This is a genomic window from Burkholderiales bacterium (assembly GCA_036262035.1).
GTDB lineage: Bacteria > Pseudomonadota > Gammaproteobacteria > Burkholderiales > SG8-41 > JAQGMV01.
In genome coordinates, this window is the sequence record DATAJS010000003.1 from 205,919 (window position 1) to 230,259 (window position 24,341).

21 protein-coding genes and 1 pseudogene are annotated in these 24,341 nt (G+C 66.2%); 9 read left to right on the forward strand and 13 right to left on the reverse strand.

Annotated elements, in window-relative coordinates; translation table 11 throughout:
- Positions 1 to 66: 66 nt before the first annotated feature.
- Complete coding sequence (locus VHP37_02230) at positions 67 to 1,485, forward strand: PA2928 family protein (GenBank protein ID HEX2825141.1); 1,419 nt, start codon at positions 67 to 69, stop codon at positions 1,483 to 1,485.
- On the opposite strand, the gene VHP37_02235 is transcribed toward VHP37_02230, so the two are convergent.
- The 7 genes from VHP37_02235 to VHP37_02265 all read right to left on the reverse strand — a co-directional run bounded on the left by VHP37_02235 (position 1,436) and on the right by VHP37_02265 (position 8,063).
- A complete protein-coding gene (locus tag VHP37_02235) occupies positions 1,436 to 3,025 on the reverse strand; it encodes a rhodanese-like domain-containing protein (GenBank protein ID HEX2825142.1) in 1,590 nt (529 codons plus the stop codon). The two genes, VHP37_02230 and VHP37_02235, sit on opposite strands and share 50 nt — an antisense overlap.
- 133 nt (positions 3,026 to 3,158) lie before the next feature.
- On the reverse strand, positions 3,159 to 4,475 hold the full coding sequence (locus VHP37_02240) for a HipA domain-containing protein (GenBank protein HEX2825143.1): 1,317 nt from the start codon (positions 4,473 to 4,475) through the stop codon (positions 3,159 to 3,161).
- Positions 4,476 to 4,477: 2 nt separating this feature from the next.
- Positions 4,478 to 4,753, reverse strand: coding sequence for a helix-turn-helix domain-containing protein (locus tag VHP37_02245; GenBank protein ID HEX2825144.1), 276 nt, complete (start codon positions 4,751 to 4,753; stop codon positions 4,478 to 4,480).
- Between the two features lie 569 nt (positions 4,754 to 5,322).
- Positions 5,323 to 5,589 carry a hypothetical protein gene (locus VHP37_02250; GenBank protein HEX2825145.1) on the reverse strand — a complete coding sequence of 89 codons (267 nt, stop codon included), beginning with the start codon at positions 5,587 to 5,589 and terminating at the stop codon, positions 5,323 to 5,325.
- A complete protein-coding gene (locus VHP37_02255; GenBank protein ID HEX2825146.1) occupies positions 5,586 to 6,443 on the reverse strand; it encodes a DUF692 domain-containing protein in 858 nt (285 codons plus the stop codon). Before VHP37_02255 ends, VHP37_02250 begins: the two co-directional genes overlap by 4 nt.
- A complete protein-coding gene (locus VHP37_02260; protein ID HEX2825147.1) occupies positions 6,427 to 7,314 on the reverse strand; it encodes a TIGR04222 domain-containing membrane protein in 888 nt (295 codons plus the stop codon). The genes VHP37_02255 and VHP37_02260 overlap by 17 nt, the downstream gene beginning before the upstream one ends.
- Positions 7,315 to 7,325: 11 nt before the next feature.
- Positions 7,326 to 8,063 carry a hypothetical protein gene (locus tag VHP37_02265; GenBank protein HEX2825148.1) on the reverse strand — a complete coding sequence of 246 codons (738 nt, stop codon included), beginning with the start codon at positions 8,061 to 8,063 and terminating at the stop codon, positions 7,326 to 7,328.
- A 40-nt stretch (positions 8,064 to 8,103) separates the two neighbouring features.
- Here VHP37_02265 and VHP37_02270 point away from each other — a divergent pair, with 40 nt between their 5' ends.
- A complete protein-coding gene (locus tag VHP37_02270; GenBank protein ID HEX2825149.1) occupies positions 8,104 to 8,667 on the forward strand; it encodes a DNA-3-methyladenine glycosylase I in 564 nt (187 codons plus the stop codon).
- Between the two features lie 16 nt (positions 8,668 to 8,683).
- On the opposite strand, the gene VHP37_02275 is transcribed toward VHP37_02270, so the two are convergent.
- Positions 8,684 to 11,965, reverse strand: coding sequence for a hypothetical protein (locus VHP37_02275; GenBank protein ID HEX2825150.1), 3,282 nt, complete (start codon positions 11,963 to 11,965; stop codon positions 8,684 to 8,686).
- 231 nt (positions 11,966 to 12,196) lie between these two features.
- Between VHP37_02275 and VHP37_02280 the strand changes: the two are divergent.
- The 3 genes and pseudogenes from VHP37_02280 to VHP37_02290 all read left to right on the forward strand — a co-directional run bounded on the left by VHP37_02280 (position 12,197) and on the right by VHP37_02290 (position 15,548).
- Positions 12,197 to 12,301: pseudogene (locus tag VHP37_02280) on the forward strand (glutaredoxin domain-containing protein).
- Positions 12,302 to 12,340: 39 nt separating this feature from the next.
- Positions 12,341 to 12,901, forward strand: coding sequence for a DinB family protein (locus VHP37_02285; protein ID HEX2825151.1), 561 nt, complete (start codon positions 12,341 to 12,343; stop codon positions 12,899 to 12,901).
- Between the two features lie 115 nt (positions 12,902 to 13,016).
- On the forward strand, positions 13,017 to 15,548 hold the full coding sequence (locus tag VHP37_02290; GenBank protein ID HEX2825152.1) for a glycogen/starch/alpha-glucan phosphorylase: 2,532 nt from the start codon (positions 13,017 to 13,019) through the stop codon (positions 15,546 to 15,548).
- A 96-nt stretch (positions 15,549 to 15,644) separates the two neighbouring features.
- On the opposite strand, the gene VHP37_02295 is transcribed toward VHP37_02290, so the two are convergent.
- Together VHP37_02295 and VHP37_02300 are read right to left on the reverse strand one after the other, a co-directional pair.
- A complete protein-coding gene (locus VHP37_02295; GenBank protein ID HEX2825153.1) occupies positions 15,645 to 16,472 on the reverse strand; it encodes a cupin domain-containing protein in 828 nt (275 codons plus the stop codon).
- Between the two features lie 46 nt (positions 16,473 to 16,518).
- Positions 16,519 to 17,880 (reverse strand): TPM domain-containing protein, encoded by a 1,362-nt coding sequence (locus VHP37_02300; GenBank protein HEX2825154.1) that lies wholly within the window; start codon positions 17,878 to 17,880, stop codon positions 16,519 to 16,521.
- An 84-nt stretch (positions 17,881 to 17,964) separates the two neighbouring features.
- On the opposite strand from VHP37_02300, the gene VHP37_02305 reads away from it, so the two are divergent.
- Together VHP37_02305 and VHP37_02310 are read left to right on the forward strand one after the other, a co-directional pair.
- Entirely contained in the window at positions 17,965 to 18,999 is a 1,035-nt protein-coding gene (locus VHP37_02305) for a VWA domain-containing protein (protein HEX2825155.1), read from the forward strand.
- Positions 19,000 to 19,037: 38 nt separating this feature from the next.
- On the forward strand, positions 19,038 to 19,592 hold the full coding sequence (locus tag VHP37_02310) for a DUF3617 domain-containing protein (GenBank protein HEX2825156.1): 555 nt from the start codon (positions 19,038 to 19,040) through the stop codon (positions 19,590 to 19,592).
- A gap of 108 nt (positions 19,593 to 19,700) precedes the next feature.
- On the opposite strand, the gene VHP37_02315 is transcribed toward VHP37_02310, so the two are convergent.
- From VHP37_02315 to VHP37_02325, 3 genes are read right to left on the reverse strand one after another with little or no spacing between them, the layout of a single operon-like run.
- Positions 19,701 to 20,246 carry an OsmC family protein gene (locus VHP37_02315; GenBank protein HEX2825157.1) on the reverse strand — a complete coding sequence of 182 codons (546 nt, stop codon included), beginning with the start codon at positions 20,244 to 20,246 and terminating at the stop codon, positions 19,701 to 19,703.
- 12 nt (positions 20,247 to 20,258) lie between these two features.
- Positions 20,259 to 21,164: an ATP-dependent Clp protease proteolytic subunit gene (locus VHP37_02320; GenBank protein HEX2825158.1), complete on the reverse strand. Its 906-nt coding sequence runs from the start codon at positions 21,162 to 21,164 to the stop codon at positions 20,259 to 20,261.
- Positions 21,165 to 21,180: 16 nt separating this feature from the next.
- The gene (locus tag VHP37_02325) at positions 21,181 to 22,014 is read right to left on the reverse strand and encodes a TauD/TfdA family dioxygenase (GenBank protein HEX2825159.1); all 834 of its coding nucleotides are present in this window, start codon (positions 22,012 to 22,014) and stop codon (positions 21,181 to 21,183) included.
- A gap of 131 nt (positions 22,015 to 22,145) precedes the next feature.
- On the opposite strand from VHP37_02325, the gene VHP37_02330 reads away from it, so the two are divergent.
- Together VHP37_02330 and VHP37_02335 are read left to right on the forward strand one after the other, a co-directional pair.
- The gene (locus VHP37_02330) at positions 22,146 to 22,898 is read left to right on the forward strand and encodes a glutathione peroxidase (GenBank protein ID HEX2825160.1); all 753 of its coding nucleotides are present in this window, start codon (positions 22,146 to 22,148) and stop codon (positions 22,896 to 22,898) included.
- Positions 22,899 to 24,335 carry a dihydrolipoyl dehydrogenase gene (locus VHP37_02335; GenBank protein HEX2825161.1) on the forward strand — a complete coding sequence of 479 codons (1,437 nt, stop codon included), beginning with the start codon at positions 22,899 to 22,901 and terminating at the stop codon, positions 24,333 to 24,335.
- Positions 24,336 to 24,341: the final 6 nt, after the last annotated feature.

Sequence of the window (24,341 nt, forward strand, 5' to 3'; positions counted from 1 at the left end):
GCTGGTCTCCTCCAGATGAACTCCGCCGGGGACAGTGTAACAAGGCCGCCGTGCTAACGTCGCGCGATGCGATCGAGATTCAGGGATCACAGTACGGACCGTCCGAGCGGCTGGCGCCTGGGCTTCGCGAGCGGTTTCGCCGCCTTCGCCATGCTGCTCATCGGCGCGGCATACGTCGGGTCGCTGATCATTCACGCGCACATGGCGGAGATCGGCCCGCCGCGCGTCGCGGGCACGCCGCTGCGCGTGGCCGCGCCCGACGGCGACGCGGTGTTCGTGATGACCAGCCAGAAGGAGACGCGCATCGTGGGCGGCGCCGGCCGCTGGAGCACGTATCGCGGCTTCGAGACCGTGGTCCATTTCGACCTCTGGCGATTCGACGCCGCTGCCTTGCGGCCCGTGTGGCGCAAGCGCCTGCTGACCGATGCCCGGCCGAATCTCTCGAAAGTCGGCGTGCTCGGCGCGGAGGCGAACCGCGTGTGGCTGTTCCTCGGCGGTCCCGTCGTCGCCTCGACGGCCAGCGGGGAGGTGGTCGGCGGTGCGGCGGCGATCGAGGATCGCAATCCCGCGCTGAAGAACGTGGTGCCGCTCGACGAAGGCCACTATCGCTTCTTTCACGGTTACGGTCTCGTGTTCACGTCGGCAAACGCGCGCGCGTGGCGCGTGGACGCCGCGACGCTGGAAGCGACGCCGTGGGACGCCAAGACCGCGGTGAAGCGCCCGTCCGCGATCGGGCTGCCGCACTACGCGCCGTCTTCGCTCGCCACGTTCCAGAAGCGCGGGCTCACCCTCGAGCAGAACTGGCTCGGCGTGCTGACCGAGGAAGAAGGCGAGGCGATGAATCGCGGTCCGCAGGTTCCGGGCGCGCGCCCCGGCGAACGCCGTCGCGCGATGGCCGAGTTCCTCGAATACACGCACGCGCCGCCGGAGCTGTCGCACACCGGTCCCAAGCGCTATCGCCTCTGGCGGTCGAAAGTGGAGCACGTGTCGGCGGCTCCGGCCGGCTGGCCCAAGACACTGCCGGACCGGTGGGGCAAGCGCCCGCGCTATTCGGCGTTTGCGCCGTTCGAGAAGAGCCCGGAGTTCCTGCAGGCCGGACTGCTGAGCGACGGGCGCTCGCGCCTGCCGATCCTGCTGCGCGATCCGGACAGCGTGCTCGTCCTGCATCGCGATCGCATCGACGACGAAGGCCGGCTGCACGTCACGCGCATCGCGGGGCCCGACGGCCGGACGCTGTGGGACGCCGCGTCGCCGCTGTCGGTGCTGCAATCGGTGATGCCGGGCGCGGGTCCGCTGGTGCTATTCGGTCGCGCCCATGTCGCGCCGAACCGCGACATGGGCGATCCCTATCACGACGCGCACGAGTGGCTGATCTCGCTCGATCTCGCCACGGGCAGCGCGCGCACTTTCGATCTGAGCGCGGCCGGGACTGCGATCACGCGTAGCGACGAAAGCCGAAATCCGGATCCGAATACGTCGCGTTGACGAGGTCGACTTCCCACGTGAGGTACTCGCGGATCGCGGCCTCGCGCTCTTCCGGCGTGCGGTCGAGCGCCTTCCACATCATGTCGTCGGTCGGTCCGGTGGCGCGCTCGAGGCCTTTTTCGAGCGGGAATCCCGCCGCAGTCCACGCAGCGTTTCCGCCTTCGAGCACTGCGATATCGGCGGACGTCAGGGTTTTGGCGTCCTGGGCAGCGAAGCGTGCGAGCGTGTCGCTTTCCGTGGAGGTGAAGACGAGGCGCTGGGCATCGGGAATCTTGCGCAGGTTCTCGGCCAGGCGCGAGCGCACCACGTGCCATGCGCCGGGGATGTGGCCTTCGGCGTAGCGCAGGCTGGTCGCGAGGTCGGCGACTGCGGCTGATCCCGATCGCAGCAGCTCGTGCAGCTCCTTCGCCGACACGAGCGCGACGTCGATGTCGGGCACGCGCTCGCGCACCGGGCCTGGCTCGAGCTTCGTCCCGTCGAAAGCGTTCTCCAGCACGAACACGTCGCGCCAACCCATCTGCGCGAGCCACGCCGCGGTGGTCGTCGCGCGCGAGCCGTCGTCGTCGATCAGCACGACCGCGGCATGTCTCACCGCGAGGAAGGTGTCGGTCGCCTGGATGAGCTGACCGCCGGGTGCTGTACGCGAGCCGGGCAGGTGGCCTTCGAGAAATTCCGAAGGGCTGCGCACGTCGAGCAGATACACGGTGCGCGACGCATCGCTGTGCAGCTTCGCGAGAGCGTCTTTCGAGATCGAGCGGATGCCGTAGCGCCGCGCCACGTGCACCGCGGCCTCGCGCGCGAGGCCGCGTCCGGACTCGGTCGGCAGCGGCGCTTCCTCCGTTCGTCCATGCTCGAGCTGATAACCCGCGAGATGCCAGCCCTGCGTGCCGTCCTTGAGCGCGTACACGCGATGGGGAAAGCGCGCGTTGATCAGCGCCTGCGCGCCGATGATGCTGCGCGTGCGTCCGCCGCAGTTCACGACGACCACGGTGTCGTTCGAGCGCACGAGGTCGTGGGCGCGATACACGAGCTCCGCGCTCGGGCAGTCGATCGCGCCGGGGATGCTGTTGCGGCGGTATTCGTCGAGCGGGCGGCTGTCGAGCACGATCAGGTCGCGCTTCTCCTGCTGCCACGCGTGCAGCTCCTGCGCAGTGACCTCCGGCGGACGGTCCTCGTGCAGGACGTATTCGCCGAACGCCTTGCTCGGCACGTACACGCCGGTGTAGAGGCGGAAGCCCGCGTCGCGCCACGCGCGCGTGCCGCCTTCGAGCACGTGCACGTCGCCGTAGCCGATCTCGGTCAGGCGTTCCGCGGCGCGCTGCGCGAGGACGTCGTCACCGGCGTCGCAGACGACAACGCGCACGTTCTTCCGCGGCAGCAGCGCCGCGGCGCGCATCTCGAGATGGCTCAGCGGCAGGTTCGAGGCGAGCAAAAGATGGCCGTCGCGCGAATAGACGCCTTCTTCGCGAACATCGAGGAGTGCGATCTCGCCGCCATCGTCGAGCATGCGGCGCAGATCGTGTGGTTTGAGCGTTTTCATCGGGATCGACCGTTCAGGTGATTCGTTTAGGCTGGATTGAATCATAAGCCACGAGGGAGGTGGCGATGGCACACGTCAGGCACATCGCGATACAACCGCGGAGGAACGGGCGCTCAAGCGTTCTGCACGTGACCTACTCGCGCAAGCGCTGAAGCATGTCATGGTAGGTGATTTTATCAAGCACTCGGGCGAGGTGAGCCTGAGCGCCGACGAACCGCCGCGCGTTTTCAGGTAACGCGGGTTCGGCGGCTTCCGCTTCCGCTTCCGCTGTGAGCGTGTGAAATGCCGGAAGAAACTTGCGCACCATTGCGGAAAGAATGCGCCGCGCAATTCGTTCAGGTACGCCGAGAACAGCTGCAGCCTCCAAAATCGTGGCGGGCGTTACCTGCTCGAAGTGCGTTGCGCCCGGCAGCGCGAAAGCCATCTTCACATTCGGCCAAGTTGCTTTTTCACTGGCGATTGCTCGAGTGTAGTAAGCGCCCGTGCTTAACAGGTCGTAATGTGGCGCTAGTGCAATCGCGTCTGCGCTGACATGGAATGATAAGTTTTTCAGATGGCAGTCGTCGTTGCCGGTCAGCACATTAAAGACGAGCCAACTAAACAAACGTAGCCGTGTGCTGATCTTATTCGTAGTGGCATCGATGATTCGTGCGAGAGTCTCCAGAGTCGCGCCCGTATGCTTGAAGCTGCGAGCCTTGTTTAGAAGTTGGCATGCGTCGATGACATGCAACCGCCGTACATCGCCGCCATCCTCGTTTGATACGATGCGATCAAAACGCTCGACGATATACACCGGCTGTGGCACGTACATCAGGCTAACCGGCGGGACCTGCAGATCAAGCGCGGATGCCAAACGCATGGTCACATATTCATTGAACACGGACGCCGGATATGTGTTGGCGTCTGGATGGTTAGGCTTCAAGACGTGGGTAGAGGGTGTGGCACCTTCAGGCTCAAACAGCTGGTCACCTTTAACTACTACGAGCAGCTTATGTTGAGCTCCAGCGAGCGACATACGCTTTGGTGCGTTGCTGACCAGGGTATTGCGCGGCAGATTGTCGATCCGCTCGCTCAGTTGTGGCGCAGATAATGGGTGCAGTCGGCCGACCTTTGGCAATTCCTGTGAGGGGGGCAGCAGTGTGAGCGAGCCAGCCGATTCGGCACCCAAGTACTCGAGCAACGCAAAAGCGTCGTCGCCTTTAATGCCAGCTTCGCGTTCAATGGCGCTACGCAGCAGTTCTTCGGGCAGCAGGTTATCGAAATACCATTGCACCGGTCGGTTCGTACCGCCGTCGTCATGTCGTAACTGAGCGCGTGGCAACGCAGGCGACAAGTCAAAGCTGTCACTCGCGCTGGCCCATGCCGAGTCGTACTCGAAGGCCCACAGATCGTCCGTTTCGAACAGAGTCCCGACGCGGCGCTGCTCGATATAGACGACAAGGCTGCGCATGTTCAAGTCGTTCGGGTGGAGCGCTGCTTCGACTGCAGCTTGTGCAGCACTGGTGCGACAGCGTCTGGAATGTCCACGCTCAGGCCAATCCCCATTTCTTTCAGTAGCTTGAATACGAGCCCCATCTGCACCGTGGGCTTCCCCCGTTCCACGTCGGCGGTGAATTGCTTGCTGACACCTGCGGTTGCGGCGAGGTCGTCTTGGCGGACCCGTGAAGCCTTTCGGACCGCACGAAGAACTATGCCCAGGTCAGCGACGGAATGAATGGATTGTTTCATAGCTTCTTGGAGTACCTAAGATCATAGGTATTTTATCGTTATCATGCGACTGAGTCAACGAAATGCCTATGATCATAGGAACTACCGTGTTATTGACGCGTGAGAATGGTTGAAAATCCTGCGTACGTAGGATTTCTATAGTATGTGGCGACTGCGCAAGCAGATGCACCTGCGATTCTAGGTAATCGCCGAGACCTGGATGTCCGCCTGCTTCGCCCGAGGATTTCCATGCGCCTGCGAATCGTGCGGTGGCCCTCCCCCGGCCTGGAACGCGACCTCTCGAACCGATTGCCTGAAGTCGCTCTTCCACGTCGGCCACGTCGAGTGTGCGCGACGTCGGCGCTGATCTGCTTGACGATGCGTTAGGCGTGCGCGCCGGTGCGATGAGAACGTGCACCGAGTCGCGCGAAGGTCGGGGGTATCTCCGCGATCGCCGGCACGTTCGGCCGGAGCGGCGAACGTTTCGGGTTCACGAGGGCCATCTCGTTCACTCGTCTTCCCCGATCCGTTGCTCCCGCCCAATTTCTGATGCGCTGCCATGGGGTTGGTGAGCAGTAGTGTGGCAACGGCTACGGCGAGCGATCTCGGCGCCGCATCCATCCAAAGCGCCTCCGCCAGGAGCCGACGAATCGCATGTCGACCCCGTTGCGCTTGGCCGCGTAGCTGCGCGCGGCGAGCTCGAGGCCGGTCGTGTCGATGTTCATCAGCGCTTCGATCTCTTCGGATGAGAGCCCCGCAGCGTGCGCGCACGCCCGCGGATCGGCGGCGAAGCGCCGCCGCAGGTCGTCGTCGACATAGAGGCTCGCGAGGAAGCGCTCGAAGCGCGCAGTCGTCATGCGGCCAGCGTGGCGATGTGCCGGCGAGCGCGGCCGCGCGCGATCGCCGCGCGCGCGAGGTCGATCTCGTCGAGCAGCCTTTGGATCGGCGGATAGTTGCCGTCGCGCTCGATGATGACGGTGAGCGGCTCCGGCGCGAGCGCAGCGACCTGTTCGAGCAGCGCGTAGACCGGCGCCGGCACGTCGTGCAGATGGTCGTCGAGGAGCCGCCGCTCGCCGTTCGACGCGGCGATCCATTTGCTGCCGCCCAGGTGTATCGCGCAGATCGCGTGCATCGGCAGCCGCGCGACGAACGCGGAAGCGTCGCCGCCGAAGTTCAAGCAGTTGGCGTAGGCGTTGTGCAGATCGAGCAGGAGTCCCGCGCCGCTCGCGGCGATGACGCGCGAGATCCAGTCGGCTTCGCCGAGATCGCTTGCCGGCGGATCGATCAGCGTCGCGATGTTCTCGAGCCCGGGGCGCGTGCCGACCACGCGACGGGCGCGGTCCACGTTGCGCGCCGTCGCGTCGACCAGCGCCGCGTTGCGAGGCGGCGCCGCGAGGTGACCGATCTCGATGCCGCCGGCGCGCACGAAAGCGAGATGCTCCGACCAGAACTCGGGCTCGGCGATATCCACCACTCGTGCCATCGCATCGAGGCGCTTCGCGTCCGGCGCGCTCGTGGACGCGAGGCCGAGACCTACGCCGTGCAGCACCAGCGGCACCTGCGCGTGCAGGGTGCGCAGCTCGCGCGCGTTGCGGCCGAAGTAATCGTCGGCGATCACTTCGACGAGGTCGATGCGGTCGAGGTTCGACAGAATGCCGGCGGCGAGCTCGGGGCGCCAGCCCAGGCCGACGCGATCAGTCGCCGCCGCCACCGCAGCCTCCGCATCCTCCTCCGCCGCCTCCGCACGACGATCCGCTCGAAGAGCCGCACGACGAGCCGCATCCGCCGCCGCCGCTGCTGTCCGAGCTCTTCGATTTGCGGAAGAGCCGGTGCGCATACGCGAAGCCGGTGGACGGCAGCGCGGTGACCCCGAACACCGCCGCGAGCATGACCGCGTCCGCATTCGCACCGCCGGGCACGAGCGAGAGCGCACGGGTCTTCAAGCGCGCGAACAGACTCTGCAAATCCTGCATCGTTTCGTCGCCGCGGCGCGTCCGGCGGCGGTTCACCACATTCCAGCAGACGATCGTGAGCACGATCGCGAAGACGATCAGGAAGACGATGTCGGTCCGGCCGCGCGCGAGCGCGACCGCGATCTTGATCGCCGCGACGCCGAGCAGCACCGCGAGCGCCATCAGGAAAAGCCGGCGGCGCTGCGCGCGGACATCCGCGTTCGGGAGGCAGCCTCGGCGGGTGAGGTGATCCTCGAACTCGCGGCACGCGTCCTCGATCTCGCGGTCGTTGAACATCGCGCCGACCGCTGCGGGATGCGCGAACACGCGCAGCAGCGCTTTCTCGATCGGCCGGCGAACCATGCCGCTGCCGCCGACCGCCCACAGCTTGTCGTCGCCTTCCTCCTTCAGGAGACCGCGATCGACGAGCGACACCGCGGCGACGCGCGCGGCTTCGTTCTTGCCCCCGCGCAGGTAGGCGATGAGATAGGGGTCGCTCGTATCGATGCGCGGCGCCGGGCCTTCCTCGTTGCGCCGGCGGGACGTGCGCAGCGCGAGCGCGACGGCCACGCCGAGGCAGGCATAGAACAAGAGGAACGCGGGACCGTGAAGATCGAAGGGATTGAACATCGCCGTGCCGCTCAGCGCAGCTCGCGCGCGCGGGCGCGCATGCGCTCGGCGAGATCGATGAGGCGCACCAGGGTGCGCTCCGCGACGCCCGGCGCGAGCGCCTCGCCGGTGCGCGCGCGCGTGATGTCCGCGAGCGTCCCGCTCCAATCTTCGCCCAGGCGCTGCGTGAGTTGCTCCAGCGCCGCCTTGGGCGACGCCACCGAACCGCCTTCGAGCGCGAGCAGGTTGGCCGCGCAGGTGCGCAGCGGCCCGGCCGAGTCCGCGATGACGTGCGCGAGCTGCTCTTCGCGCAAGCCGCGTTCGACGTATGCGGCCCGCAGCCGCAGCGTGAGATTGAGCAGCACCTGGTGCAGGCGCCTGATCAGTGCGTCGCGCGGGACGGCGAGGGTCGCGAAAGGATCGTCGCCGTAGAGCACGCGATGCCGCCGCCCGATGTCGGCGAACTTCTGAGCGAAGGCTTCCGCGGCCGCCGGCACTTCGTCGCGCAGGAGATACATCGCGGCGAGGTTCGCCGCGGCGTGGGCGGTGCGAGCGGCGCCGCGCAACCCGGCCGCCTTGCGCGGATCGAACGCCGACAGCACGACCACGACGTTGACGTCGGAGGTCGGCCGCAGCGCGCCTTCGGCGCCGCTGCCGAAGAGCACGACCGAGTCGAGGTCGCCGCCGAAGGCATCGCGCGCCGCCAGCACGAAATCGTCGAGCGCCTGCGCGACTTCGCGCGGCAGGTCGGTGGTCTGCTCCGTCGCCATGCGTCCCCCTTTTTGCGCACGTCATGTGATCATACCGCCCATGACGACGAACAACCGCTGCGCATGGGCGCAAAACGATCCGCTGCTCGCGGACTATCACGACACCGAGTGGGGCGTGCCTGAATACGACAGCCGCGCCCTGTGGGAAAAGCTCATCCTCGACGGTTTCCAGGCGGGCCTCGCGTGGATCACCATCCTCAGGAAGCGCGACGCTTTCCGAAAGGCATTCAAAGGCTTCGACCCCGCGCGCATCGCCCGCTACGGTGAGCGCGACGTCGAGCGGCTGATCAAGGATGCGGGCATCATCCGCTCGCGCTCCAAGATCGAGGCGACGGTGGGAAACGCCCGCGCTTACCTGGCGATGCAGGAGGCGGGGGAGGACTTTTCGACCTTCGTATGGAGCTTTGCCGGTGGAAAGCCGATCGTCAAAAGAAGGCGCACCGCGCGCGACGTGCCTGCGCAAACGCCGCTCTCGGAGGAGATCTCGGCGGCGCTCAAGGCGCGGGGTTTCAAGTTCGTCGGACCGGTCATCGTGTATGCGTGGATGCAGGCCACCGGCATCGTCGACGATCATATCGACGCGTGCTTCCGGCGTGCAAGGTGAGCCGCACCGTCCGCGCCTACTTCGTCACCATCCAGATGTATTGCAGCAGCTCGATGCCGCCGAAGCCGCTCAGCGGGAGCAGCACGGCTTTCCACAGGGGTTGCTGAGCGAGCGACATGAAGGCCCCGCGCTGCATCGTCTTCACCTGCTCGAGCATGAGGCCGAGCTGCATCATCAGATGCTCGTTCTTGCGGTCTTCTGCGGCCCTGCGCGCATTGAGGCCGGCCCAGACCTGCAGGTCGTCGGCCGGCACGTCGATCGCCTCGGCGACGCGGCCGCGGATGCCCACGAGCAGTCGGGTCATGCTGTCCACCGCCGTGGAGCGCGCGCGTTCAGCCGTCTTGCGCAGCCTGAGCGTGGCGAAAGCCGTGTACAGCGCGCCCAGCAGGAAGATGATCGCAAGCGAAGGGGGTGTATACCACGCGTCGAACAGCTGGCTGCGGCCTATGAGCCAGATCGCCAGGATTACGAATGGAAAGTACACCAGCGATATCGTCGATTCGGTCTGCTCGGCGAAGAGCTTGATGTCGAGCCAATCGGCCAGGTACCGATCGACGAGCGGGTCCTCGCGCAGGTTGAGCTCGGCCCGGAAGGTCTGCAGGGTCGCGGGCGCGTACTTCGTGTCCGCGACCATGAGCTTTTCGACGAACGCGTCGAAGAGCCGCACGGCGTCCACGACGGCGAACAGCAGGAACGAGTAGGCCGCTATGTAGATCACGAGCAGCGTGAGAGAGAACGCGCGCGTGCCCGCGCCGCGTACGGGATTGCCGGGTTCGTCCCAGAGCAGCACCAGCGACATACCGAAGATAACGTAGCAGGAGACGACGGGCCACAGGCGGTCCCACCTGCGCTCGGCGCTTGCCAGCACGAGATAATCCCGGGTCACTTCCACCGCGTTGACCGGTCCTTCCGGTCGCTGCCTTGCCCACCGGAGGATGGACCAGTCGATTCTTCGCAGGTAAGAACCGTCCGACAGCAGTTGCCTCGCTCTCGTCAGCCACCACGGCACCGCCGTCGTGTCCTTCGTGTCCGGCTCTGTCGGCAGACCGAACTTTCCGAGGACCTCGATCATGTGCTTGTGGTCCTTGACCACCGCATAGAGAAACCACACCGACAGCAGCGCGGCGAGATAGCGCAGCATCAGACTCGGCCACGCGCTGTAGCCTTCGGCCCAGCGGAACGGCTCGCGAACGATGCTGTCGTTCCACGCCAGCACCAATCCCCACAGCGCGAGGGCGACGAAGGACGCGACGATCATCGCCAGCACCGGATTGCGGATGCGCGCGTAGGCGTCGCCGAACTTGTCTCGCGCGAAGCGGCTCGTCGTGTATACCAGGCCTGCGGCGCCGAGCAATATCAAGGCCGCGCAGAGCAGGCTGCGCACCCCTTCGAGCTGCACGAACCGGGAAACCTTCGGATACAGCGTGCGGCACTTCTGAACGTTGAAAGCCGAGCAGTCGTCGTCCTGGACTTCCGCAACGTGATTGGCGCTGACTGCCGGGCCGTAGTCGAAGAACTCGCGCGTACCGACTTCGTATGCCCGCGGGGCCACGCGCTCCGCCAGCAGGGTGCTCGCCTCTACGGCATGGATGATGCCGTCGCGGTCCGACGGCCGCTGTGACGCAGGATGCTGCTGCCGCATGTTGACGGCGAGCAGAGTCGAGAGGAAGGCGGAGGTCTGATAGGCGTCCCGGAACGGACCGATGCCGCCCTGCAGCGACGGGTGCAGTGACAGGCCGAGTCCCGAGAATACCAGGAGGTTGCGTGACCAGCGTGTCTGGTTCTCGTCGGTCATCCGGGCGTCGAGATCGGTGGTGAAGAAGACCGCCTGCGGCATCTCCTTCTTCAGTGCCTGCAGCAGGAGCGACTTGTCGTAGAAATCGGTGCCGAGTATGCCGATGGCGCCGATTTTCGAGCCGAGGCTGCGCAGCTCGTTATGCCGCTCCCGCACGGCAGCCGCGATGCGCCGGGCGTAGTCGAGCTGTGCCAGGCCGCTCGAGGTTTCTCCACGCTCGCTCGCTTTGCGCTTCTCGTCCTTCTCGCTGCGGGCCTGCGCACCCTGTGCCGCCGCGAATGCGGTTTCCCCGTCGAGCCCGCGGAAATAGTTGAAGCCGAGCACGAGATCGCCTTCCTTCACCTGCTGCGGCCGATCTGCTACCGCGCGCGCGCTGATCAACACTTCTTTCTTGATCAGCGATGTGAGCTGACGCCCGTAAGAGGTTTCCGACTCGGAGACGAGCGCGATGGGATCGCGGCCGAGCACGACGCCGCGTTGCTCGAGCTCCGGCTTGATTCGCCTGATCACTGACAGATCGTCGGCGGCCGCGCGCACGATGCTGATGCCGTTGTTTGCGAATTGCAGAGCGGCCGGCCGATCGGCGCTGCCCTTGATTTCGTCCGGCGGCGTCGTCGCGCCCCACACGAAGATCTCGAGCGGCGCGCCGTAAGTCCACAGCGGCTCGCGGCGCGTGCCGCGCGAAGATTCAGTGTCGGCGCCGCCGTTGCCATTCGCGCCGCTACCGTCCCGGGGTGCATAAGCGGCGCGTACGAAGGCCGCGGCGATGTCCATGGGCGCCGCGGGTTTGGGCTGCTCGTACCGGTTGAGCTCGGACACCATTTCTTCCAGCGTCCGGGAGCCGGCCGGTCCGATCAGGCGCACGCGGTCGATGTCCGCGCTGTAGCGCGCGAACTTCTCCGTAATGCTCATGATTTTCCGAAGCGGCGATTCGAACAGATTGTCTTCATCCAGCCACAGCAGCAATACCCTCTCCTTGTGCTCGCACGATTCGAGACGGCGCCATGCCTGGTTCGGCGCATCGGCCGCTTTGCGCTCGAACCATTCGAAAGGAATGACCTGCGACAGCACTTCGGGTCCGTCCCCGGGGTCGTTGCCGATGCGAACGTAGCCGAGGTGATCCTCGTCCAGGGCCGAGAAACCCGAGCGCAGCAGCCCCGAAACGACGGCGTGCCGCGTACGTCGACGTACTTCGGAGTACTCGCCGAACGGTCCGCCGAACACCGTCACCGGCATGATGGAGACGCACTGTGCTTTTCGGCCGAGTTTTTCGATTTCGCTGCTGACATCGGTCAGCAGCGTTTCGCGCGGGCGAGCTTTGCCTGCGGACTGTTCGCCGCCGCGTCGCGTCTGGCCCGCGATGGCGTCGAAAGGGTCTTCCCACAGCCGGGCCGGCACTTTCTGCAGCGTGGGGTAGCCTTCCCGCAGCACGTGTGACGGGGACGGCCGTGTCACTTCCAGCGGGAGTTGCTGGACCGCGACGCCAAGCGCGAGCAGCAGCACGGCGGCCAGCCCGGTGAACGGAAACCCGCTGCCTTCCTTGCCCGCCTGGGACATGATCGCCTCCCTTTTTCGCGTCGAGTATGCGTAGCGAAGGGGGACGCGACATCGCCCAAATGGCGGAGCGTTACAATGCTGCCTTTCTCATGCGCGCCAGGAGTCCAGAAAATGGAATTTCGCGACGATCAATACCTCTATTTCACGCAGCCGGGATGAAGCTCCTGCCTTAGAACGAAAGAGTTTCTTTCGAAAACCGGTCTGGACTTCACCGTCATCGACGTCCTGAACACCCCCGGCGCCCGCGAGTACATGGTCGAGAAGTACGGCATCCGCAAGGTGCCGGTGCTCGCCAAAGGCAAGGACTACGCGTTCGGCCAGATGCTCGATCCGTTCGCGCAGTTCATCGGCATCGATCCGAAGACGCTCGAGCGCCTGTCGCCCGAAGCGCTGTACAAGAAGCAGCAGACGATCTTCGAGGCGGCGCAGCGCTTGACGAGGCAGTTCCCGCTGGAGCGCTTCCGCGAGCAGGTCATTCCCAATCGCGAGCGCCCGATCCGCACGATGTGCTATCACATCTTCCGCATCGGAGAAGCGTTCCTCGAGACGTGGGACGGCGCGGAGTATTCCGTGAAGATTGCCGACAACGAGCCGCCCGGGGAGATGGTGACGCCGGACGACGTCGCGCGCTTCGGCGAGAGCATCCAGAAACGCTACCAGCAATGGTGGGCGAATCTCGACGACAAGGCGTTGTCGAAAGTGCTGAACACCTACTACGGCGACACCGGCGGCCACCGTGTGTACGAGCGCATCACGTGGCACTCGGCGCAGCACTGCCGCCAGCTTGCCGCAGTGCTCGAGCGCATGGGCATCACGCCCGACCGGCCGCTCACCGCGCAGGACCTCGCCGGGCTGCCGCTCCCCGAGCGGTTGTGGGAATGAGCGCGTAATCGCGCACGGCGGCGGCGTCTGCGCCGCCGCCGTGCTGCATCGCAGCGCGCACGGGCCGCGCACGTTTCTTGCGCGCGCTCTTGGGTTTCACGCCCGCAGAATGCAAATGCCGAACGACTATCACGCCCATGGCGAGGTCGCCGACACTTCCGAAGGCGACCGTACCGGGCTCAACAAGGAAGCGCTGAAGCGCGCTTTTCTCGACGCCCTGTTCTACATGCAGGGCAAGTTTCCGGCCCTCGCCACCCAGCGCGACTGCTATCTGGCGCTCGCGTACGTGGTGCGCGACCGCCTGCTCCAGCGCTGGGTCAGCACCGCGGCGGAGTACACCGAGGAGAAATCGCGCACCGTGGCGTATCTCTCGGCCGAATTCCTGATCGGGCCGCACCTCGGCAACAACCTGGTCAACCTCGGCATCTACGCCGAAGTGCAGCAGGCGATGACCGAGCTCGGGCTGGATTTCGACACGCTGCTCGAGCAGGAGGAAGAGCCGGGGCTGGGCAACGGCGGCCTGGGCCGCCTCGCCGCGTGCTTCCTCGATTCGCTCGCGACGCTCGAGATTCCCGCGCTCGGCTACGGCATCCGCTACGAGTACGGCATCTTCGAGCAGGAGATCGTCGACGGCTGGCAGGTCGAGCGCACCGACAAGTGGCTGCGCTACGGCACGCCGTGGGACGTCGCGCGTCCCGAGTGGGCGGTCGAGGTGCGCTTCGGCGGCCACACCGAGCGCTGGACCGACGAGACGGGGCGCTGGCGCGTGCGCTGGATGCCCGAGCGCGTCGTCGTCGGCGTGCCGTACGACACGCCGATCCTCGGCTATCACAACAACACCGCCAACACGCTGCGGCTGTGGCGCGCCGAGGCCGTCGAGTCGTTCGACTTCGAAGTGTTCAACCGCGGCGATTACTACGGTGCGGTGAGCGCGAAGGTCGTCTCGGAGAACCTCACCAAGGTGCTCTATCCCAACGACGACGCGGTGCGCGGCAAGGAGCTGAGGCTCGAGCAGCAGTTCTTCTTCGTCTCGTGCTCGCTGCAGGACATGCTGCGCATCATGCGCGGCCAGCGCATACCGATCGAGCGGTTCCACGAGAAGTTCGCGGTGCAGTTGAACGACACGCATCCGGCGATCGCGGTCGCCGAGCTCATGCGGCTCCTCGTCGACGAGAACGGCGTCGAGTGGGACGACGCGTGGGCGATCGTCCGGAAGAGCTTCGGCTACACCAACCACACGCTGCTGCCCGAGGCGCTCGAGTGCTGGCCGCTGCCGCTGTTCGCCCGCCTTTTGCCGCGGCACCTCGAGATCATCTACGACATCAACGCGCGCTTCCTGGACGAGGCGCGCGAGCGCTTCCCCTACGACGAGGAGCGCATGAGCCGCATGTCGCTCATCGACGAGAGCGGCGAGCGCTACGTGCGCATGGCGCACCTGGCGTGCGTGGGCTCGCACGCGATCAACGGCGTCGCCGAGCTGCATTCGGAGCTGCTCACGCAGGACGTCTTGAGCGATTTCCACCAGCTATGGCCGCACAAGTTCAGGAACAAGACCAACGGCGTCACGCCGCGACGCTGGATCGCGCTCGCGAACCCGCGGTTGTCGCAGCTCATCGCCGACACGGTCGGCGAGGACTGGGTGCGCGACCTCGACCAGCTCATCGGGCTCGAGGGCTTCGCGGACGATCCTGCCTTCCGCGAGCGCTGGCGCACGGTCAAGCGCGCGAACAAGGAAGAGTTCGCGGCGTACGTGCGCGCACGCACCGGCATGCCCATCGATCCGAAGTCGCTGTTCGACGTGCAGGTGAAGCGCATCCACGAATACAAGCGGCAGCATCTCGCGATCCTGCGCATCGTCGCCGAATACATCCGCGTGAAGTCCGGCGTGCACACCGACGTGCCGCCGCGCACCTACGTCTTCGGCGGCAAGGCCGCACCCGGCTACGCCTTCGCCAAGCTCGTCATCAAGCTCATCAACTCGGTCGCGGACGCGATCGCACGCGACCCGATCGCCCGCGAGCACCTGCGCGTGGTGTTCCTGCCGAACTACAACGTGAGCAGCGGCCAGCGCGTCTACCCCGCGGCCGATCTGTCGGAGCAGATCTCCACGGCGGGCAAGGAAGCGTCGGGAACGGGCAACATGAAGTTCGCGCTCAACGGCGCGCTCACGATCGGCACGCTCGACGGCGCGAACATCGAGATCCGCGACGAAGTCGGCGCGGACAACTTCTTTCTGTTCGGGCTCACGGCGACCGAGGTCGCCGCGCTCAAGAAGCAGGGCTATCACCCGGGTGAGCGCTATACCTCGAATACGATCCTGCGCGATGCGATCGATCTCGTCGCCAACGGCTTCTTCTCACGCGGCGATTCGAGCCTGTTCAGGCCGATCGTCGACAACCTGCTCTACCACGACCCGTACATGGTGCTCGCGGATTTCGAGGCCTACGACCGCGCGCAGGACGAAGTCTCGGCGGCGTACGTCGACTTCGAGCGCTGGACGCGCATGTCCATCCTCAACGCCGCGCGCTGCGGTAAGTTCTCGTCGGACCGCACGATCCGGCAGTACTGCGAGGACATCTGGAAGGTCGAGGCGGTGCCCGTGCGATTGTTATCGCACGAAGACGTGAAGGGCGGGTTTCTCCAGTAGGACGTGCGCCACGGGATCGCCACGTCGCGCTGACGCGCTCCTCGCGATGACGTCATTGCGAGGAGCGACAGCGACGAAGCAATTCCGGAGCGTCCGTTACCCAGCCTCGCCGACGTACGCGTACCCCGCGTCTTCGAGACTGCCGGCGCCGGTGTAGACGCCGATGATCTCCAGGGGCTCGGCGCCGGTGTTGGTCACGTAACGCTCCACGCCTTTGCCGACGAAGCCGACATGGCCGGCGCGGACGTCGGCACGCTCGGCACCCGCACCGGCGATGCCGCGGCCGCTGACGACGTAGTACAGCTCTTCGGCGTTGTCGAGGCGGTGCTTGTGGTGCGACTCACCGGGCTGGAGCTTCGCCCAGTACAGCGCGGCATCGCTGCCGTTGTGGCGGCCGATGGGCAGGCGGAAATCCTTCAGGTTCGGCGCATTCTTGCCTGAGGCGGCCAACGGCTTCACGTCTGCGACGTTCAGCAGAATCCCTTGCCCGAGCCCCTTGCGCCGCGGCATCTCGAGGTCCGCTTGCTCCACCGCGCCCGCGAACGCGTAGCCGGTGTCCTTCACGTCCTTCGCGCCGACGTACCAGCCGATGACGAGACCGTCCTCGTCCTTGGTCTCGTTGTGGAAGAAGTGCGCCGAGCCCTTGGGCATCATGCGGCACGCGCCGGGGCCGACCTCGGTGCGCTCGTCGGACTGCCCGACGATGCCGTGACCCTTGAGATACACCGCGATCTCGTCGCAGCGGCTGTGCAGGTGCTTGTTGTGCGTCGAGCCGGGACGGAAGATCGAATGGAACAGCGTCGTCGCGCTGCCGTCGGCGCCGGTGATCGGCAGGCGGAACTCGGAGATCGCCCAGCCTTCGCCTTTCTTCATGTTCTCGGGAGTGACGTCCTCGACGTGCACGAGCTTGTGGTTCAGCGACATCGGTAACCTCGGTCTGATGGGTAGCCCGAGTTTACGAGATTAACCCCTAGTCGCTGCGCCCCGCACCCCCGCCGCCGAACAGTCCGCCCAGGCCCACTTTCACCACCGCGATGAGCCCCACGCGCGCGGCGATGCCGAGGATGACGGCGAGCGAGCCTCCGCCCGCCGCGGCCTGCACGAGCTGGTTCTGCGCATCCTCGCCGCCCACGGCGAGGAAGAGCGCCAGCAGCGCGAACGGCAGCGCGACCAGCAGCGCGAGGCTGTAGAACACCAGCGACAGCCGCCGGCCGCGCCAGCGGTGGCCGAGCTCCTCGCGGCTGCCCAGATACAGCCCGACGGCGGTCAGCGCGGTGACGAGCCCCGCCGTCGAGAACGCGAGCCGCGAAGGATCCGGGGTAAACGCCCCCATCGCCGTCCAAGTCAGCGCCAGCACGAATACGAACTGCATCAGGCTGCGCAGCAGGATCATCAGGTATTCCGCGGGCTTGCCGGGGAAGAGGAAGACCGCGACACCGATCGAGAGCAGGCCTGAGAAGAACAGCCCCGGCCACCACATCTCGCCGGCCATCATCAGGCCGCCGCCGACGAAGATGCTGATGACGGTGAAGAAGATCAGGACCGCGAAGAAGTTGCCGAAGTGCTTCACCCCGCGCAGCCATGCCGGCAGCTCGAGGTTGTCCCAGTGGTTGAGCATCCACATGAGCGGCAGCGGGAAGGCGGCTGCAGCGGCGACGATCCCGCTGTGCAGGCCTTGCAGCGACAACGCCGCGCCGCCCATGAAGCATGCGAAGAGAAACGCCGACGGTATGCCGCCCCAACGCCCGAAGAACAGCGGGAAGATCGCGAACGGCGAGAACACGATGAGCACGAACGGAAGCTTCCACTCGGGGTGCTCGTCCAGTATGAATCCTTCGCGTTTCGCCTCGGCCGCCGGCAGCGCCCCGTCGATCTCGTCGAGCAGGCGATTCAAGCCCGTCGCGATCCGGTCTGCGCGTATCGCGGGCAACAGCTCGTCGATCCATTGCGAAGCGCGCGCGTCGGGTATGGCGCCTTCCAGGCCGTAGCCCACTTCGAGCCGCGCGCCGGCGGGCGAGGGCACGATGAGGATGAGCAGGCCGTCGTCGCGGCCGGCGCGGCCGATCTTCCAGCTCTCGGCGACGCGCAGCGCGTAATCGGAGAGCGGGGCGCCGCCGACGTCCTTCGCGATGAGCACCGCGATCTGCGCGCGCCCGGATTTCTGGATGGCGGTCAGCCGGTCCGTCAGCGCTTGACGCTGGTCCTCGGTCAGCACGTCCGCCTGATCGACGACGAGGCCCGTCGCTTCCGGAATTTGCGCAGCGGCGCAAACGCTCATCGTCGCCGCAAGGACGAAGAAATACAACCACGCGATCGCGGATCGATGCGGCATGTCGGCTCCCCCTTTTTACGGCCCCTATATTCGCGCCGAGCGAGGTATAGTGAAAGCACCTCACGCACTGCCGGAGGCCACATTGTGAAGTTTCTGTGGCACCACGCACTCTGGCTGTTGTTGGCGCTGCCGGTGCTCGCCGGCGGGTATCTGTGGCGGCTGCGCCGCAGGATGCTCCCGGGCGCGCGCTACCCGACGTTTGCGCTGGTGCGCGAAGCGACCACGCGCGCGTCGCTGCTCAAGCCTCACGTGCCGCCGATGGTATTCCTCGCCGGGCTCGCGGCATTGATCCTCTCGATCTCACGTCCCGCGCTGCTCGCGCCTTCGACTTCGGCCGACACCACGATCGTGCTGCTGATGGACGTATCGCTGAGCATGGCCGCCTCCGACGTGCGTCCGACCCGGCTGGAAGCCGCGCGCGAAGCCGCGAAGCAGTTCGTGCGCATGCAGCCGGCGGGCGTGAAGATCGCGGTCGTCGCGTTCGGCGGGCACGCTCACCTGGTGCAGGCGCCGACGTCGCATCGCGAGAGCGTCATGACCGCGCTCGACCGGCTCGAGCTCCAGCGCTTCACCGCGCTCGGCAACGGCCTCATGGGCGCGCTGCTCACCATCGTTCCCGACGCCGACGTGCCGCAGGGTTACGACATCTTCGGCGCCGGCACGCCGCCCGAAGGCTCGACGACGGCGGTGCGGCGGCGCACGCCGAACGCGCGATCGCTCTCGGCCGCGATCATCCTGGTCAGCGACGGCCGCGGCACCATGGGCGTCCCGGCGACCGAAGCGGCGAAGCTGATCGCCGCCTTCGGCATCCGCGTCTACACCATCGGCGTCGGTACGCTCTACGGCGGTGTCGCGAACGTCGAGGGCTGGCCCGCGATCCACGCCGAATTCGAGGAAGACACGCTGAAGGACATCGCCGACATCACCGACGGCGAATACTTCCTCGCGCGCAACGCGAAGAAGGTGCACAAGGTCTACGAGCGCCTCGGCCACCGCGCGATCCGCGAGACCGGGACGCGCGAGCTCACCGGCCTCCTCGCCGCGATCGGGGCGGTGCTCACGTTCGCCGCCGCCGCTCTGTCGGTCCTGTGGTCCACGCCACAACCGAGGCTCGCGTAAGGCAGAATGACGGTCGGATCGATAACAGGGAGATACGAATGAAAATCCGCTACGCGCTCGCCGCGCTCGCCATCGCATGTCCGGCCGCCGCATCGGCGCAGTCGATGAAACCCGGCCTGTGGGAGATCACGCACAAGAACCAGGGCGCCGCCGGCAGCCAGGCGGCCGAGGCGCAGGCGAAGATGCAGGCCCAGATGGCCAACATGTCGCCCGAGCAGAAAAAGATGATGCAGGAGATGATGGCCAAGCACGGCGTGCAGATGGGCGGGGCAGGCGGCGGGATGAGCATCAAGACCTGCATGACCAGGGAGATGATCGACAGGCACGAGATGCCGCAACAGAAAGGCGACTGCAGGCAGACCTCGCAGTCGAAGAGCGGCAACACGATGAAGTTCACCGTGCAATGCACCAACCCGCCCTCGACCGCGGAAGGGCAGATCACCTATCAGGGATCCGAGGCCTACACCATGAAGATGGTGGTCAACAGCAAGGTCGAGGGCAGGCCGCAGACGATGAACATGGAGTCGAGCGGGAAGTGGCTGTCGGCGGACTGCGGCGCGATCAAGCCGCCGGTCTCGGGGATGAAGAAGTAATTCGAGCGCCCGAGATTGCTTCGTCGCGGCCGCTCCTCGCAATGACGTCATCGCGAGGAGCGCGTCAGCGCGACGCGGCGATCCCGTGTCGCACAGTTCGGCGCTACGTCATTCCATCTCGAAAGCCTTGCCGTTGACCTCCACCGTGCCGTTCAACGGCACCGCCTGCGTGATCAGTCCTTCCGCGAAGCAGCCCGCCTTGGCGTTCCTGATGAGGTGAGCGAGCTTGTCGGCCGGCTCGTCGCTTTCGAGCGATAGGTGCGTGTCGACGCCGTCCCAGCGGTTGTAGACGGTCCCTTTGATCACCGAGCCGCCGAGAAACTTCCGAAATCTCACTTTGCAGCTCGCCTTGCTCACCTTCATCTTCATCATGTGCGCGTACCGCGCAACCTGGGTGAGCAGTCAGAAGCCGACCCCCATCGCCATGTAAGTCATCGGCGACGGGTGCTTGCCGCTGCCGCCGATGCGCGCGGCCTCGTCGCTGAAGACCTCGAAGTCGCCGAACGTCCCGCGCTTGAGTTGCCCTTCCATCGCGACGAACTCGGTGTAGACCTCGTTGTCGGTGGTCACGCCCTGCGTCGGCAGCTCGGGTTTGTCGATGATGCGATTGCCGACCTCGCTCGGCAGGTTGTTGCCGTCGACCGGTTTGTCCATCGTCTTGCTCCTTTACTGGGTGGGTGCGGGCGGCGTCGTCGGCGCCTGGCCCTTGGGTCGCTCCGGCGTGTTGCGCGTCGGAACATAAACGACCGACGGACGCTGCGTGTCCGCCTGGGGATAGAGGTCCATGAGTTGGTAGACCTTGAGCGGCATCTCGGTGCTCACGTTGAGCCCCATCTGCCGCGCCATCTGGACCGGAATCGGGAAATCGTGGGTCCAGCGCCCCTCGCTGAGCGCGATGGCGGTCTGCTCCGCTTTGTCCTGGGGGAAGTGCTTGGCGAGAATCTGCGCGACGAAGGTGGCGACCTGCACCCGCGCCTTGGACGCGATGTCGGCGAGGATGATGGTCGAATCGTCGATGTCCTCGGGCTTCTTCACTTCGAGCACGCGCAGGATCGATGCGGCGGGGGCGTCGCCGATCTGCGGATCGACCGGTCCGAGCACCGCGTTCGCGTCCATCACGATCTCGTCCGCAGCGAGCGCGATCAGCGTGCCGCCGCTCATCGCGTAGTGCGGGATGAACACCGTCACTTTCGCCTTGCGCTCCGCGAGCGCCTTGGCGATCTGCTCGGCCGCGAGCACGAGGCCGCCCGGCGTGTGCAGGATGAGGTCGATCGGCTGGTCGGGCGGCGTGAGCCGGATCGCACGCAGCACCGCCTCCGAGTCCTCGATGTCGATGTGGCTCGCGAGCGGCACGCCGAGCACGCTCGCGCTCTCCTGCCGGTGGATCATCGCGATGACGCGCGTCTTGCGCTCGGCCTGGAATTCCTCGAGCAAGGCGTTGCGCGCGCCCTGCAGATCCGCGGAGCGCCCGAAGATCACCATGACGACGACGAAGACGAGCAGCGCCCAGAACAGGAAACGCGCGATGTTCGCCAGGGTGAACCAGATGCTGTGGAGGCGTTCGGACGCCATTCAGGACTCCCGAGGGTTATACCGGCCGGTCGCCCGCGAGCGTGACTCGGTGCATGACGCGTTTGTAGCCGTGATAGTCGTTGACGGGGTTGTGCTGCGCGCAGCGGTTGTCCCAGAACGCGAGCGAGCCGGGCCGCCACTGGAAGCGGCAGGTGAGCTCGGGCCTGACCTGGTGCGCGTGCAGGTAATCGAGCAGCGGCGCGCTTTCCGCTTCGCTCCAGCCTTTGAAGTGGCTGGTGTGCGCCACGTTGACGTAGAGCGCACGGCGCCCGGTCTCGGGATGCGTGCGCACCACCGGGTGCTCGCTGCTCAGCGCTTTCAGGGTCGCGCCCGCGTCGCGCAGCCGGTCTTCGCGCGTCCTAGAGACTTCCGCCCTGGTCGACGTGCTGACGCCGATCAGGCGATCGAGCGTGGCTTGCAATCCTTCGGACAGGGTCTCGTAGGCGAGGTACTGGTTGGCGAACAGCGTGTCGCCGCCGTGCGGCGGCGTCTCCACCGCGTAGAGCATGCTCGCCATCGGCGGTCTTTCGAGATAGGTCGTGTCCGAATGCCACACGCCGCCGAAGTTCACGCGCTCGTGCGGGAGCTTGATCACCGGCGTGACCAAAGGACACTCGGCGAGACCCTTGAGCTGCGGGTATTCCATCGGCTCGCCGAACGCGCGCGCGAACGCGACGAGCGCCTGGGGCGTGAGCTGCTGGTCGCGCAGAAAGATCACGAGGTGGTCCAGCCACGCCCGGCGTATCTCGGCGGTCACCTCCGGCGCGAGCGGCCTGGCCGCGTCGACACCTTCGATCTCCGCGCCGAGCGCACCGGCGATCGGCCGTGCCTCGATGTAGCGGTAACCCATCGCGCCATTGTAGACGCGGGGCGCTAGGTTTTCCCTATCGCTCCAATGACGACATTCAATTGGTCACGCGCAAGACGCGTCTGTATCTTGCACGTCATCGCAAGATGCTCACTCCACAAAGGAATAGACCGATGCTCCCCACCGCACAACAGCTCGAAGGCAAACGCGTCCCGACCGTCACGTTCAAGACGCGCGACAACGACCAGTGGAAAGAAGTCACGACCGACAGCCTCTTCAAGGGCAGGACCGTGGCGGTGTTCTCGCTGCCGGGCGCTTACACCCCGACGTGCTCGAGCACGCACCTTCCGCGCTACAACGAGCTCGCCTCGACGCTCAAGGCCAAAGGGGTGGACGAGATCGTCTGCATCTCGGTCAACGATGCGTTCGTGATGAACTCGTGGAAGCGCGACCAGGAAGCGGAGAACATCACCGTGATCCCCGACGGCAACGGCGAGTTCACCGAAGGCATGGGCATGCTCGTGGACAAGGCCGACCTCGGTTTCGGCAAGCGCTCGTGGCGCTACTCGATGCTGGTGAAGGACGGTGTGATCGACAAGATGTTCATCGAGCCGCAGAAGCCGGGCGACCCGTTCGAAGTGTCGGACGCCGACACGATGCTCAACTACATCGACCCGAAAGCGAAGGCGCCCGAGCCCGTCGTGATCTTCGCCAAGCCGGGCTGCCCGCACTGCGCGCGCGCCAAGTCGGTGCTCGACGCGAACGGCATACAGTACGACGAGATCACGCTCGGCGGCAGCGTCACCTCGAAGACGCTGCGCGGCGTGACCGGCGCGGGCACGTGGCCGCAGGTGTTCGTCGGCGGCAAGCTGATCGGCACGGCGGACGACGTGCAGAAGTATTTCGAAAAATCGAAAGCGGCGTAAATGAAAACCCTCGAAGTTGACGTTGCAGTCGTCGGCGCCGGCACCGCCGGCCTCGCCGCGTATCGCGCGGCGAAGGCCGCGGGCGCGAGCGTCGTGATCATCGAAAGCGGGCAATACGGTACGACGTGCGCGCGCGTCGGCTGCATGCCGAGCAAGCTGCTGATCGCGGCGGCCGAAGCGGTGCACCACGCCGGGCTCGCCGAAGGCTTCGGCGTGCATACGGGCGAGGTGCGCGTCGACGGGCGTGCGGTGATGGCGCGCGTGCGCAGCGAGCGCGACCGCTTCGTCGGTTTCGTGACGCGGGACATCGAGAAGATCCCGGCGTCCGACCGCCTTCGCGGCCACGCACGATTCGAGAACGACCGCACCCTGGTCGTCGACGACCGCACCCGCATCACCGCCAAAAGCGTCGTGATCGCGACGGGCTCGCGCGCCTCCTATCCGGCGGCATTCGCGAAGCTCGGGGATCGTCTGATCATCAACGACGACGTCTTCGACTGGAGCGATCTGCCGAAATCGGTGGCGGTGATCGGCCCCGGCGTCATCGGGCTGGAGCTCGGGCAGGCGCTGCACCGTCTCGGCGTGCGCGTCGCCATCCTCGGGCGCGGCGGCCGCGTCGGTCCGGTGAACGATCCGGAGATCCGCGACTACACGATCCGGGCGCTCGCGCAGGAAGTGGTGCTCGAGCCGGACGCGCACTTCGTCTCGATGGAGCGCGTCGGCGATGACGTCGCGATCGTGCGCAGGAACGCGCACGGCGTCGAATTCGAGGAGCGGTTCGAGTATGTCCTCGCCGCGACGGGGCGGGTGCCGAACGTGGAGAAGCTGGGCTTGGAGAACACCACGATCGATCGCGATGCCGCCGGCGTGCCGGTGTTCGACGCGACGACGACTCAGGCCGTGAGCGCGAAGGGCGACAGCACGATCTTCGTCGCGGGCGACGTGTCCAACTTCATCCCGCTGTTGCACGAAGCGGCGGACGAAGGGCGCATCGCGGGCGAGAACGCGGCGCGTGTCGCGTCGGGCAAGCCGGTGAGCCGCGGGTTCAGGCGCGCGCAGCTCGGCGTCGTGTTCAGCGACCCGCAGATCGCGATCGTCGGCGGCGGCTACGAGGCGCTCGAGCCGGGGCGTTACGCGACGGGGCAGGTGAGCTTCGAAGACCAGGGGCGCTCGCGCATCCTCTTCCGGAACAAGGGGCTGCTCAACGTCTACGCCGACATCGAGACCGGGCGCCTCCTCGGCGCCGAGATGATCGGCCCGGCGGCGGAGCACATCGGCCACTTGCTCGCCTGGTCGCTCCAGAACGGCAACACCGTCGAAGAGATGCTGCGCATGCCGTTCTACCACCCGGTGATCGAAGAGGGCTTGCGCACCGCGCTGCGCGACCTCGATGCGAAGCTGAAGGCGGCGCGGATCGCGGCCGCCAAGGCCGCGTAGCGGCGA